The following is a 13028-nucleotide window of genomic DNA, read 5'->3' as shown; positions in this document are numbered from 1 at the left end:
CCTCACATGTTCGATGCCCTTCGACGGTTGGTGAGCGACAGCGTCCCCGGAACCCCGGGGGCGCACTCGCGGGTGTACCCGCACGATGTGCGCATTGCCGCCTGCGCCCTGCTGGTGGAGCTCTCGTGCGCCGACGGCACCTTCAGCGATGCCGAGCAGCATCGCATCATGGAGAGCCTGCAGCGGCACTTCGGGGTTGATGAGGCGGGAGCGCGCGAGCTGCTTGCGGAGGCGGCGGCCGCAAACCGGGACGCCGTCGACCACTTCGTCTTCACCCGTCAGGTGGTCAAGGAGTACAGTCTGGCCCAGCGCATCGTGCTGGCGGAGCTGATGTGGCAGGTGGTGCTGGCCGACGGGCACTTCGACGAGCAGGAGGCCTACCTCATTCGCAAGTTGGCCAATCTGCTGGAGTTGGAGCCGGCCTTCCTTTCGCAGGCCCGGCGGTCGGCCGAGTAGCGGCGGGGCGCGGGGAACAACCCACTGGGCGACGGTGATAACATTCAGGCGGCACCCCGGTGGGTGCCGCCTGACGTCTTTCCTCTACCTCACCATTCCTGCCATGACGATCTCTCGCTCGTTGGTCCGCGGTGCCTTTGCGCTCGCTGCTGTTTCGGTGTTCTCCGTGTCGGCCACCGCGCAGGGCGGCATGGGTGGCATGCAGATGGGCGGTGGCCGCGGTCAGGCCCCCGCGTCACCGCGTGACTCGCTGACGGCCAGCGTCTCGGGTGCCGAGATCAAGGTCAACTACGGCCGCCCGTCGAAGCGTGGCCGCGTGATCTTCAACGGCCTGAACGACATGAAGTGGGGCATGGTGTGGCGCACGGGCGCCAACGAAGCTACGCACTTCACCACCAGCAAGGCGCTGGACTTCGGCGGCAAGTCCGTGCCGGCCGGCACCTACACGCTGTTCACGCAGCTCGAAGCGAACGGCAAGTGGGAGCTGATCGTGAACAAGCAGACCAAGCAGTGGGGCACCGCGTACGACAAGGCGCAGGACCTCGTGCGCATCCCCATGACGGTCACCGACAAGAACGCGGTCGTCGAGAAGATGGAGATTCAGGTCAAGCCCGCCGGCAAGGGCGGGGAGATCATCGTGATGTGGGACACCTACAAGGCCGTCGCGGGCTTTGCGGTCAAGTAAGTAATCCGCAACTCGCGACACGAAACACGCCACCCGAAACTCCCCGTCGAGATCGAGTTCTTCTCGATCCACCGGGAGTTTCGGGTGGCGTGTTTCGCGTTCCGGGTATGGCAGCTCAGTGATGCCCGGCGGCCCCCGCGTCGCGATCACGGGGATCCGCAGCGCCAAGGCGAGCCCCCGTGCGCGGATCGATGGCAATGGAATGCGCCGTCCCCTGCTGGCTGCCGATCCGCACCATGTGCCCCTTGGCCCGCAGCGCGTCGAGGGTGGAGGCCGGGAAGCCGTCACGCTCCACGGTGATGGCGTTGGGCAGCCACTGATGATGCAGGCGTGGCGCGTTCACCGCCTGCTGGATGGGCATGTCGAATGCCACCACGTTGAGCACGACCTGCATGACCGTATTGATGATGGTGCGCCCGCCCGGGCTGCCCACCACCGCCACCAGCTTGCCGTTCTTCGCGACAATGGTGGGGGTCATGCTCGACAGCATGCGCTTGCCTGGCTGGGCCACGTTGGGCGCGGTGCCGATCAGGCCGGTGCTGTCGGTGAGTCCCGGCTTGCCGTTGAAGTCGCCCATTTCGTTGTTGAGCAGGAAGCCCGCGCCCTCCACGACTGCGCCCAGGCCGTAGCCGGCTTCAAGCGTGTAGGTCACCGACACCGCCACGCCATCCTTGTCCACCACAGAGTAGTGGGTGGTTTCGTCGCTCTCGTAGCCCTGGCTCACGTCGGCCGGTGACGACGGCGAGGCCTTCGACAGGTCGATGCCCGCCCGCAGGGTGTTTGCATAGGCCTTGCTGGTGAGTCGCTCCACGGGGGGCTTGGTGAAATCCGGATCGCCCAGGTGGACCGCGCGGTCGCGATACGCGCGCCGCATGCTCTCGGCGAGCAGGTGGACATACTGGGGCGAATTGTGCCCGGCAGCCTTGAGGTCGAAGCCCTCGAGGATGTTCAGCATCTCCACCATGGCCACCCCACCGCTGCTTGGCGGAGGCATGGTGATGATGTCGTAGCCCATGAACGTCCCGCGAACGGGGGCCCGCTCCCGCGCCTCGTAGGCGGCGAGATCCTGCTCCGAAATCAGCCCGCCGTGCTTCTTCATTTCGGCCACGATGAGGTGCGCCGTCGTGCCCTTGTAGAAGCCATCGCGCCGCAGGTCGCGAATGCGCCCCAAGGTATTGCCCAAATCAGACAGCCGCATGCGGTCGCCGGCGGCGTACGGCTTGCCGTCGCGATAGTACGCCGCGATGGTCGCGGGATACGCCGCCAGTCGGTCCTGCAGCCGGGGGTTGCCGAGCGACGCGGCCAGACCGGTGGGCACAATGAACCCCGTGTCCGCCATGCGTGCGGCCGGCTCGACGAGCTTGGCCCAGCTCACCTTGCCGTACTTCTGATGCGCGAGATCGAAGCCGGCCACCGTGCCCGGCACGCCAACCGCTTTGTGCGACCCGTGATGGATGCGCGCGGAATAGGCGCCGGTGCTGTCGGTGAACATCGTGGGTGTCGCCGCCGCGGGCGCCCGCTCGCGGAAGTCGATGGTGGTCGCGCGCCCGTCTGGGAAGCGAATGACCATGAATCCCCCACCGCCAATGTTGCCGGCCGTGGGGTAGGTCACGGCAAGGGCGAAGCCGGTGGCGATGGCCGCATCCACGGCGTTCCCGCCGTTGGCCAACACCTCGCGCCCCACCTGACTGGCAATGGCGCTGGCCGACACGACCATGCCCTTGGCCCCCTCGGCGGGGGTGGCGGGCTTGGGCGCGCTCTGGGCCCGCGCCGGGGTGGCAACGAGCCCGGGGGCAAACGACGCGAGGAAGGCGGCGCCGCGGAGCGTGCGCGAGAGGCGAGGGATGACGGACATGGGGCAGGGCAGGTGGCCGCAGGAGGGAGCAACGGTGTGAACAGACTACGCCGGGGGCCCCCGCTGTGCTGCCGGACCGCCCCAGTTCCCGCGGGCCAGGCGCCCCTGAGCCCACCGGCTGGCTGGCCGGGTTGAATACCGCTCCGCCGACCGGCTACATTTCAAGGCTACCCGGGTTTTTGCCCGGGACGGGTGCACGCCGGAAACGCCGGCGATGCGAGGAGCCCGGGGCAGCGCCACGCTGCCCAGCTGCACACACTCCCCGAGAGATTCGCATGGCCGTCAAGATCCGTCTCCGCCGCGAAGGCCGGAAGAAGACCCCGATGTACCGCATCGTCGTTGCCGATTCGCAGAGCCCGCGCGACGGCCGCTTCATTGAAATCCTCGGGCAGTACCAGCCGCGTGGTGGCGAGAACGCCATCAACCTCGACACCGAGCGCGTCAACTACTGGCTCAACGTGGGCGCGCAGCCCACGGACACGGTGCGCTCGCTCATCCGTCGCGCCGGCATCCTGAAGGCGCGCCACGAAGCCCGGCTTGCCGCCAAGCTGCAGTCGGCCGCCGTGGCCCTGCCCTCCGGCGAGGCCTGAGCTGGCCGAGTACATCGTCGTCGGTCGGGTCCGCCGCGCACATGGGGTGCGCGGCGCCTGGGCCGTCGAATCGCTGAGCGGTGCGCCGGACGTGATGCTCGCGTCCGGCGCGTTGCTTTTCGCGGGGGATCGGGAGGGGAATCTCGCTCCCGACGCCGTGGCGCATCCACTCCACGTGGAAGATGGGCGCCCCATGAACAAGGAGTGGCTCGTTCGCGTCACGGAAGTCACCGATCGCGACGTGGCCGACAGCTGGCGCGGGCGCTACCTGCTGGCCGCCGCCGCCACGCTCCCCGAGGCCGACGACGACGAGATCTACGTGGGCGATCTGATCGGCATGCGGGTGGAGGTGGAGGGGCGCGGACTGGTGGGGCATGTGCGCGACGTCTACGATGCCCCCCAGGGGTACATCCTCGAAGTCGAAACGGCGACCGGCCGTCCGCTGGTGCCCTGGAACGATGACCTGGTGCTGTCCGTCGATGAGAGTGCCGGCACGATCGTGTTCGCGCCGCTCGACGGCCTCTTCGACTGAGCGCGCCGCCTGCGATGCTGCGCATCAACATCGTCACGATCTTCCCGGAATTCTTCGCGGGACCGCTGTCCCTGAGCATCCCGGCGAAAGCCGCTGCGGCGGGCGGTGTGGCGTACCAGCTGGTGAACCTGCGGGACTTCACCCACGATCGGCATCGCACCGTGGATGACTATCCATTTGGCGGAGGGCCTGGCATGGTCATGAAGCCGGGGCCGTTCTTCGAGGCCGTCGAATCCCTCGGGGCCACGGCGCCCATCGTCCTGCTCTCTCCGCGGGGCCGCCGCTTCACCCATGCCGATGCCATGCGCTTTGCCGCAGGGCAGGAGCTCACGCTGCTGTGCGGGCACTACAAGGACATCGATGAGCGCGTGGCCTCGCACCTGGCCACCGAAGAACTCAGTCTCGGCGATTTCGTCCTCAGCGGCGGCGAGCCGGCGGCCCTGGCCATCGTGGACGCCACCGTGCGCCTGCTCCCCGGCGCCATGAGCGATCTGGACAGCGCGCGCACCGACTCGTTCTTCGATCGCGGCATCAGTGCGCCCAGCTACACGCGGCCGGCGGAGTACCGTGGCCATTCGGTGCCGGACGTACTGCTGGGGGGCGACCACGCGCGGGTCGCCGCGTGGCGTGAGGCGGAGAGCCTGCGTCGCACGCGAGAGGCCGAAGCGCGCGATGGCGCCGCGTGGGCCGCCCGCGCCCGTGACATCGCGGCCCGCGACGCCCGCCTGGCCGAAGCGGAGCGGCTGGCCGCCGAGAAGGCGGCGAAAAAGGCGCGCGCCAAGGCGGCGCGAGCACGAGCGCGGGCCCGAGACGAGGGGCACGCATGAGCGTTCGCATCATCGTCACCGGCGGCACCTTCGACAAGGAATACGACGAGCTGACCGGCACGTTGCACTTCGAGCAGACGCACCTGCCGGAAATGCTGCAGCGCGGGCGGTGCATGCTCGACGTGCAGGTCGATGTGCTCATGATGATCGACAGCCTCGAAATGAAGGAGTCGCATCGGCAGCGCATCGTGCAGGCCTGCCGCGACGCGCCCGAGTCGCGTCTGCTCATCACGCATGGCACCGATACCATGGTCGAGACGGCGCAGTACCTCGCCGCTGCCGCGCTGTCCAAGACGATCGTGCTCACGGGTGCCATGGTCCCGTATGCGTTCGGCAGCTCCGACGGTCTGTTCAACCTCGGGAGCGCCCTCAGCTTCGTGCAGTGCCTGCCCGCCGGAGTGTACGTGGCCATGAACGGCCGCTACTTCACCGCGGACAACGTGGAGAAGAACCGCAACGTGGGCGTGTTCGAGGAACGGCGCTGACGCGTGCGCGGGACGCGGCAGCGCCGTGTGTCGGTGCGATGGACCTCGGCCAACGCACGCAGTTCGCGCTCCTGCGCCTCGCGGGTGGCCACCAGCTGGGCGGACGGGGCAGGAGCCTGAGCATCGGCCACCGGGACGAGGGCGCCGAGCGACAGCGCGCCGCCCAGCAGGAGACCCAGGCGGCGGCGCCACGCCGGCCGGGGAGGGGGAAAGGGCACCATGGCGAAGTCCTGTGGGAAGAGGAAAGGGCCGCAAAAGTGTACGGTGCGCCCCCCGTCTCTGCCGTTGGGGGTGACCCGACGGCGCCTGCGTTCACCCGGTCGGCCGACTGGCCACGGGCCGGGTCCGCTTCCAGCCCCCTGTTCCCGTCCCCATTTTCCGTTCAGCAGGATTCCACGGCCGCTTCGGCGGCTCAGGCCGCATTCCACCCCCGAATCTCCGGCACTCCCCGCATGGCGAAGATCAAGGTTGTGAACCCCGTCGTCGAGATGGACGGCGACGAGATGACGCGCATCATCTGGCAGTTCATCAAGGACAAGCTGGTGCTGCCGTACCTCGATGTGCAGCTCGACTACTACGACCTCGGGATCGAGCATCGCGATGCCACCGGCGATCAGGTCACCATCGACTCGGCCGAAGCCACCAAGCGGCATGGTGTGGCGGTCAAGTGCGCCACGATCACCCCCGACGAAGCGCGGGTGAAGGAGTTCGGGCTCAAGAAGATGTGGAAGAGCCCCAACGGCACCATTCGCAACATCCTCGGTGGCGTGATCTTCCGCGAACCGATCATCATTTCGAATATCCCGCGCCTCGTGCCGGGATGGACGAAGCCCATCGTGGTGGGGCGCCACGCGCACGGCGACCAGTACAAGGCCACCGACTTCAAGGTGCCGGGGCCTGGTACGGTCACCATCACCTACACGCCTGCCGATGGCAGCGAACCGATGCAGTTCGAGGTCGCCAAGTTCGGCCAGGACGGCGGCGTGGCCATGGGGATGTACAACTTCAACGACTCCATCAGGGACTTCGCGCGGGCCAGTTTCCGCTACGGCCTCCAGCGCAACTTCCCGGTGTATCTCTCCACCAAGAACACCATCCTCAAGGCGTACGACGGCCAGTTCAAGGATCTGTTCGAGGAGGTGTTCGCGGCCGAGTTCAAGGCGGAGTACGACGCCAAGGGGCTCACCTACGAGCACCGCCTCATCGACGACATGGTCGCGTCCGCGCTCAAGTGGGAAGGCGGGTACGTGTGGGCCTGCAAGAACTACGATGGCGACGTGCAGTCGGACATCGTGGCGCAGGGCTTTGGTTCGCTGGGGCTCATGACCAGCGTGCTCCTCACCCCCGACGGCAAGACCATGGAGGCCGAAGCCGCACACGGTACGGTCACCCGTCACTTCCGCGAGCACCAGAAGGGAAACAAGACCTCCACCAATCCCATCGCGAGCATCTTCGCGTGGACGCGCGGTCTCGCCCATCGCGGCAAGCTCGATGGGACGCCCGAGGTAACGGCGTTCGCCGAGACCCTCGAACGGGTGTGCATCGAAGCGGTGGAAGCGGGGGAGATGACCAAGGACCTGGCCATTCTCATCGATCGGAAGACGCCGTACCTCCACACGGAAGACTTCCTCGACGCCATCGACCGTCGTCTGCAGGCGAAGATGGGGTGAGCCTGCGGCTCGAGGCACGGAGAACCGGAGGCACGGAGGGGATTCCCCCACCGTTCCTCCGGTTTCGTTTTGACGGCAACGCGCGACGGCGGTAGCATGGGAGGTCCCCTCCACCTCGAGACCCGTCATGCACCGACCACTCGCCGCCCTGTTGGCACTGGCCGCCCTCCCCGCCGCCCTCGGCGCGCAGCGCCCCGCGCCCCCTTCCCCGCAACCCGCCGTCACGCCGGCGTTGTACCAGGGGCTCACCTGGCGACACATCGGCCCCGAGGGCAATCGCTTCAGCGCGGCGGTCGGCATACCGGGCGATCCGCACACGTATTACGTGGGCGCGGCCTCGGGCGGCATCTACAAGACGACCGACGGTGGGGTGCATTGGAGCGAGATCTTCGATGACATGCCCGTGCAGTCGATCGGTGCGCTGGCCATTGCCCCGAGTGATCCGAACATCGTGTGGGCGGGCACCGGCGAAGCGCACATCCGCAGCCATATCTCGATCGGTCAGGGCATCTACAAGTCCACCGATGCCGGCAAGAGCTGGCAGCTCATGGGACTCGAGAAGACGGGGCGCATTGCGCGCGTGGTGGTGCACCCCACGAACCCCGATGTGGTCCTGGCGTGCGCGTTGGGTACCGCCTACGGCCCGCAGCAGGAACGCGGCGTGTACCGTACCACCGATGGCGGATCCACGTGGACCCGGGTGCTCTTCACCACCCCCGACGCCGGCTGCAGTGATCTGGCCATGTCCCCCGCCAATCCGCGTACGCTGTACGCGGGCATGTGGCACATCGAGATCCATACCTGGGGGCGCCGCAGCGGTGGGCCGGGGAGCGGCCTCTTCAAGAGCACCGACGGCGGCGTGACCTGGACGAAACTCGTCGGCAACGGATTGCCGACGAAGATCACCGGCAAGCACGCGCTGGCGATCGCGCGCAGCAACCCGTCGCGGGTCTACGCCCTCATCGAGACGGGAGACGGCCTGCCCTTTGAGGGAGAGGCCACCGAAAGCGGGCAGCTGTGGCGCACCGACGACGACGGCGCCACCTGGCAGCTCATGACCCGTGACCGCAATGCGATGGGGCGCGCGCACTACTACTCGCGTACCGCCGTGGCCACCGACAACGACAACGAGCTCTACTTCCTTACCGCGAGCTACGCGCGGTCGATCGATGGCGGACGCACGCTCACCACGCTGACCGGCGGCGAAGCACCGGGCGGAGACCACCACGATATCTGGATCGATCCCACGAACGCCAACCGGCAGATCGTGGCGCACGATCAGGGACTCTCCATCACGATCAACCGCGGCCGGACGTGGTTCCGCCAGCGTCTCAGCAACGCCCAGATCTATCACGTCACCGTCGACAACAACGTGCCGTACAACGTGCTCGGCAACAAGCAGGATGAGCCGAGCTATCGCGGACCCAGCAACAGCCGGGTGCAGGGCGGGCGCAGTGCCGGCATCTCGCGTGGCATGTGGCACTCCGTGGGGGGCGGCGAGAGCGGCTGGGCCACCCCCGATCCGGTCGATCCGAACATCATCTGGAGCACGGCCTCCGGCAGCGGCATGGTCGGCGGCATCGTGGTGCGCTTCGAGGAGAACCGACGGCAGTTCCGCAACGTCGAGGTGTGGCCGCAGCAGTCGAACGGTCCGGCCGAGGGGGTGAAGTACCGCTTCGTGTGGGATGCCCCCCTGCTCATCTCGCCGCACGACCGCAACACGCTCTACACGGGCAGCCAGCATGTGCATCGCACGCAGGACGGCGGCAACAGCTGGCAGGTGATCAGCCCCGATCTCACGCGCAACGACCGGTCGCGCATGAAGAGCTCCGGCGGGCTCACGCCCGACAACATCGGCGTGGAGTACTCCGGCGTGGTGTACGGCATCGCGGAGTCGCCCAAGGCCAAGGGCACCATCTGGGCGGGAACCAACGATGGGCTGGTGCAGCTCACGCGGGACAACGGCGCCACATGGACCAACCTCACGCCGAACATTCCCGGCATCCCCTTCTGGGGGTCGGTGCGCTCCATCGCGGCGTCGAAGTGGGATGCCGCCACGGCGTACATCACCGTGGATGCGCATCAGGAGAACGATCGCGATCCGCACGTCTACCGTACCACCGACTACGGCAAGACGTGGACGAAGATCGTCACTGGCATTCCGCGCAGCATGCTGAGCTACGCGAAGATCATCATCGAGGATCCGGTGCGGCCGGGCATGCTCTACCTCGGCACCGAGAACGCGATCTACCTGTCGTACGACCGCGGCGACACGTGGTTGCCGCTGCAGAACAATCTCCCGCACGCGCCGGTGTCGGGCATCATCGTGCAGGAGCACTTCAACGATCTGGTGATCTCCACGTACGGGCGCGGCTTCTGGATCCTCGACGATCTGTCGCCGTTGCAGCAGCTCGAGCCGGCGGTGCTGGCCAAGGGGGCGCACCTGTTTGCCCCGCGCGCGGCCTATCGCTTCCGCCCCATCACGGCGCCCAGCACGACCTACGACGATCCCACCGCCGGCACCGATCCGGAGTACGGCGCCGCCATCAACTACTACCTCAAGGCACCGGCCAAGACGGCGCCGACCGTGGAGATTCTCGACAACGGACGGGTGGTGCGCACGTTGCGCGGCAGCAATCGGGCTGGGCTCAATCGCCTGCATTGGGACCTGCGTGACGAGCCGGGCCTCGAGGTGCGCCTGCTCACGAGTCCGCTGTTCGCGGAGCACATCGTGACGGGACCGCAGGGGCGCGTGGCGCCGGGAACGAATCGCCTGCAGATCCTCATGCCGCCGGGGACGTACACCGTGCGCCTGCGCGTCGACGGCGCAACGCAGGAGCATCCGCTGGTGGTGCGCAAGGACCCGAACAGCGCCGGCACCGAGGCGGAGATCACCGCCCAGGTGCGCGTGCTCATGGCGCTCAAGGCGGAGCTCGACAAGGCGGCCACGGCGGTGGCGCGCGTGGAGAACGTGCGGCTTCAGGTGCAGCAGCTTCTCGCGCAGCTGCAGCGGGGGGGCGGTGATGCCGATGCCGCCACCCGCCTGCGCACGCTCGATCAGCAGCTCATCGATGCCGAGATGGCACTGGTGGACCTCCGACTCACGGGCACCGGCCAGGACGGGGTGCGATTCGGCTCGAAACTCATCGGCAAGATGGGCTATCTCAGCAATGGGGTGGCGGTGGCGGACTTCGCTCCCACGACGCAGCATGTCGAGGTGCAGGGCATTCTTGCCAACGAGCTTGGCGCGGCACTGCGCACGATCGACGGCATCCTGGCCAGCGAACTGCCGCCGGTGAACAGCATGCTCGACGCGAAGGGTTTGCCGAAGATCGTCGACCGGGGCGCGTCGCCAGCCCGCATCGTGCCGTGACGTTGACCCGTGCCCGCAGGTGACCTCCACCGATCGACATGCGGTCGGTGGAGCAAGGCTGGGTGTCTGGCTGGTCGTTGCGGCGGCCTTTCAGTGGGCGCTGTTGGGTCCCGTGGCGCGCGTCGCGTTCGCCGAGGGCATTGCACCGCTCACGGTGGCGTTCTGGCGCGCGACGGTGGCCGCCCTGCTCTTCGCCGCGCACGCCTCGGTGACCCGCGCCCACGCGCTGCGGCAGCAGGACCGGTTGCCGGCCATGCTGCTGGGGGTCGTGGCGGTCGCCGGGTTGTACGTGTCCTACTTCGAAAGCGTACAGCGGGGTGGGGCGGCCCTCGCGGCCATTCTGCTGTACTCGGCGCCGGTGTGGGTGGCGCTGGGGGCGCACTTTGTGTTGCGCGAGCGCGTGCCTGCCCGCGAGGCGGGCGCGCTGCTGCTGACGTTTGCGGGGGTGGTGCTGGTGGCGCTCTTCCCGGCCTCCGGTGCTGCGGACATTGCGGCCACGCCGGCAGCCGTGAGCTGGGGACTCGCGTCGGGGCTGGCCTACGCCATGTACTTCCTGCTGGGGCGGTCGCTGTTTGCGCACAACGCCCCGGCGCGCGTGATGGGGTGGGCGCTGGCAACGGGCGCGGTGGTGCTCGCCCCGTTCGTACAGTGGGCGACACTCACGTGGCGTGCCTGGGCCGCCATTGGCTTTCTGGCCACGGTGGCCACGTACGGCGCGTACCTGTCGAACGCCAATGGCCTCAAGCGCATTGGCGCGTCGCGGGCGTCCACCATTGCCACCCTGGAGCCCATACTCGCCGTGGGCGCGGCGTTCCTGCTGTGGGGGGAGCGGCTCTCGCTCCTGGGAGTCGTAGGCGCCAGCGCCGTGATTGGCGGCGTCGTGTTGGCGGCTACGGCTTCGCGGCGCACAGCCACGTAAGCGCCACATCGGCCACCGACCCCTTCGAGACCGGCCCGAACCCCGGGATCTTCACCTGCCGGTGCATCCCCTCCTTCGTGCCGGCCTCATCGAGGTAGTACCAGCTCTCCTTGGTGGCCACCACGCGCTTGGCACAATCGTACATGCCAATGGTGCGGGAGCTCTTGAGCTCTCCCTTCGGATGCTTGAGCGGGGGCACGAGGGCCACGCGCACGGCCGCCGTCACCACCGTGCCGGCGCGCGATACCGTACCCGGTTCGACCAGCACCGCGGTTGGCGTGCCAATACTGGTGCGGCCGATTTCCTTGGTGGTCTTGCGCCCCTGCGCCGCCAGGAGCGCCGGGGTGCACAACAGCAACACGAGTCGGGCCGAGCCGGCAATCACGGAACGGGACGCGGACCGGGGCAACGCGGGGGCTGCGGTCATCACTTGCGGCGGCGGGCGGTGGAATCGGGGACAAACTCGAACGGCAACTGCATGACCTGCTGCACCAAACGCCCCTTGCGGACCGCCGGCGCAAACCGCTGCTCGCGTACGGCGCGGCGCACCGGCTCCACGAACAGGCGATTGGTCGTGGTGACCGCGCTGAAGGTGTCCATGTTGGGTTCGCCATTCGCGCTCACCACGAACTCCGCCAGCACCCGCCCCGGTGTCTGCGCATCGAAGAGCGAGTCCGGGTAGATGGGACGGACCAGATTGGCGGAGTCGGGGCGCGCGCTGGCGTCCACGTCGTTGGCCACATAGGCCTCTCCCGCTTCGATCATCTGGGCAATACGCATGGCGGGGGTAGGCTCGTCCTTCTTGCGCTTGCGTTCACGCAGCTCGCCGCGCTTCGACCAGAGCACGATGGTCCCGCAGGCGCTGCTCATGCGCTGGTTGCCCTGGAACTCCACCGGAACCGACGCCGCGCCACTGTAGATCTCGATTCCCTCGAACGTTCGCGGGTCGAAGGCGTCGAGGTCCACTTCTCCGGCATAGAGCGGCTGGGCATCGAGCCAGACGAGCGGTGCACAGCGGCTGCCGCGGATGCGTACGGCGTTCTGCAGGCCGCGCGACTCGATGCGCATGCCGGGCACCATCCGGAAGACGTCCGTCATGCGCGCCGCATTGCGGCGTTCGAGGTCGGCCGCCGTGAAGAAACGCCCGCTCCCGTAGTCCATGCGCCGGTAGAAGCCGGCCATGGGACCGTTCACGTCGCGTCGGCCCACAACCCGGACGGTGCTCAGTTCCACGGCAATGCGCTCCAGCTGCACGGTCGCGCGCGCGGGCTCGCCCGCCGTGATCTCCACGGCAACCGAGTCCGGTCGGTAGCCAATGCGTCGGGCCACCAGCCACCCAGACCCGAGCGGCACCCCTGCCGCCGTGAACGTGCCGTTGTCGTCCGACTCCACCGACGTGGTCGTGCCGCGTCCCGGGATGCGAAGGCGCAGCTGCGCGCCGCCAATGGGGAGGCCAAAGGTGGTGTTCACGGTGCCGCGCACCGTCCCGGTGGCTGCGCCAGCCGACTGCGCGCGTGCCCCCGTCGCGCCGAGGCCGGTGAGGGCTATTGCCACCCACAGTGGGACGAGCCGATGCATCGAACGGGACATACGCATGGGGGGCGCGCTCAGGGGCGCGGACTTGTGTGGACGCGCG

The 13028-nt window shown here is 68.1% G+C and carries 13 protein-coding genes; 9 read left to right on the top strand and 4 right to left on the bottom strand.

The window, feature by feature from the left end; all coding sequences use genetic code 11:
- Positions 1–6: 6 nt before the first annotated feature.
- Positions 7–456 carry a TerB family tellurite resistance protein gene (locus LW840_RS13530; protein WP_291277161.1) on the top strand — a complete coding sequence of 150 codons (450 nt, stop codon included), beginning with the start codon at positions 7–9 and terminating at the stop codon, positions 454–456.
- Between the two features lie 103 nt (positions 457–559).
- Positions 560–1141: a DUF2911 domain-containing protein gene (locus LW840_RS13525; RefSeq protein WP_291277160.1), complete on the top strand. Its 582-nt coding sequence runs from the start codon at positions 560–562 to the stop codon at positions 1139–1141.
- Between the two features lie 115 nt (positions 1142–1256).
- On the opposite strand, the gene ggt is transcribed toward LW840_RS13525, so the two are convergent.
- On the bottom strand, positions 1257–2996 hold the full coding sequence (gene ggt, locus LW840_RS13520) for a gamma-glutamyltransferase (protein WP_291277159.1): 1740 nt from the start codon (positions 2994–2996) through the stop codon (positions 1257–1259).
- A 275-nt stretch (positions 2997–3271) separates the two neighbouring features.
- Between ggt and rpsP the strand changes: the two genes are divergently transcribed.
- Genes rpsP through LW840_RS13500 form a run of 4 tightly spaced genes read left to right on the top strand, consistent with a single transcriptional unit; the run spans position 3272 to position 5430 of the window.
- On the top strand, positions 3272–3586 hold the full coding sequence (rpsP, locus tag LW840_RS13515; RefSeq protein WP_291261069.1) for a 30S ribosomal protein S16: 315 nt from the start codon (positions 3272–3274) through the stop codon (positions 3584–3586).
- Positions 3534–4118: a ribosome maturation factor RimM gene (gene rimM, locus LW840_RS13510; RefSeq protein ID WP_291277158.1), complete on the top strand. Its 585-nt coding sequence runs from the start codon at positions 3534–3536 to the stop codon at positions 4116–4118. The genes rpsP and rimM overlap by 53 nt, the downstream gene beginning before the upstream one ends.
- A 14-nt stretch (positions 4119–4132) precedes the next feature.
- Positions 4133–4945 (top strand): tRNA (guanosine(37)-N1)-methyltransferase TrmD, encoded by an 813-nt coding sequence (trmD, locus tag LW840_RS13505; protein WP_291261067.1) that lies wholly within the window; start codon positions 4133–4135, stop codon positions 4943–4945.
- Positions 4942–5430 carry an asparaginase domain-containing protein gene (locus LW840_RS13500; protein ID WP_291261066.1) on the top strand — a complete coding sequence of 163 codons (489 nt, stop codon included), beginning with the start codon at positions 4942–4944 and terminating at the stop codon, positions 5428–5430. The genes trmD and LW840_RS13500 overlap by 4 nt, the downstream gene beginning before the upstream one ends.
- Here LW840_RS13500 and LW840_RS13495 read toward each other — a convergent pair.
- On the bottom strand, positions 5367–5651 hold the full coding sequence (locus LW840_RS13495) for a hypothetical protein (RefSeq protein WP_291261065.1): 285 nt from the start codon (positions 5649–5651) through the stop codon (positions 5367–5369). The genes LW840_RS13500 and LW840_RS13495 overlap by 64 nt on opposite strands.
- Positions 5652–5882: 231 nt before the next feature.
- On the opposite strand from LW840_RS13495, the gene LW840_RS13490 reads away from it, so the two are divergent.
- The 3 genes from LW840_RS13490 to LW840_RS13480 all read left to right on the top strand — a co-directional run bounded on the left by LW840_RS13490 (position 5883) and on the right by LW840_RS13480 (position 11392).
- Positions 5883–7100, top strand: a complete 1218-nt coding sequence (locus LW840_RS13490) for an NADP-dependent isocitrate dehydrogenase (protein WP_291277157.1) — start codon at positions 5883–5885, stop codon at positions 7098–7100.
- 127 nt (positions 7101–7227) lie between these two features.
- Positions 7228–10473: an exo-alpha-sialidase gene (locus tag LW840_RS13485; RefSeq protein ID WP_291277156.1), complete on the top strand. Its 3246-nt coding sequence runs from the start codon at positions 7228–7230 to the stop codon at positions 10471–10473.
- A 19-nt stretch (positions 10474–10492) separates the two neighbouring features.
- Positions 10493–11392, top strand: a complete 900-nt coding sequence (locus LW840_RS13480) for a DMT family transporter (protein WP_291277155.1) — start codon at positions 10493–10495, stop codon at positions 11390–11392.
- Here the strand turns inward: LW840_RS13480 and LW840_RS13475 are convergent.
- A complete protein-coding gene (locus LW840_RS13475) occupies positions 11364–11777 on the bottom strand; it encodes a surface-adhesin E family protein (RefSeq protein ID WP_291277154.1) in 414 nt (137 codons plus the stop codon). The two genes, LW840_RS13480 and LW840_RS13475, sit on opposite strands and share 29 nt — an antisense overlap.
- Positions 11778–11818: 41 nt before the next feature.
- Positions 11819–12970, bottom strand: coding sequence for a carboxypeptidase regulatory-like domain-containing protein (locus LW840_RS13470; RefSeq protein ID WP_291277153.1), 1152 nt, complete (start codon positions 12968–12970; stop codon positions 11819–11821).
- Between the last annotated feature and the right edge of the window lie 58 nt (positions 12971–13028).

This window comes from Gemmatimonas sp., assembly GCF_021298855.1.
Lineage (GTDB): Bacteria > Gemmatimonadota > Gemmatimonadetes > Gemmatimonadales > Gemmatimonadaceae > Gemmatimonas.
The sequence above is the reverse complement of the archived record's forward strand: the minus strand, read 5'-3'. Positions and strand labels throughout refer to the sequence as shown.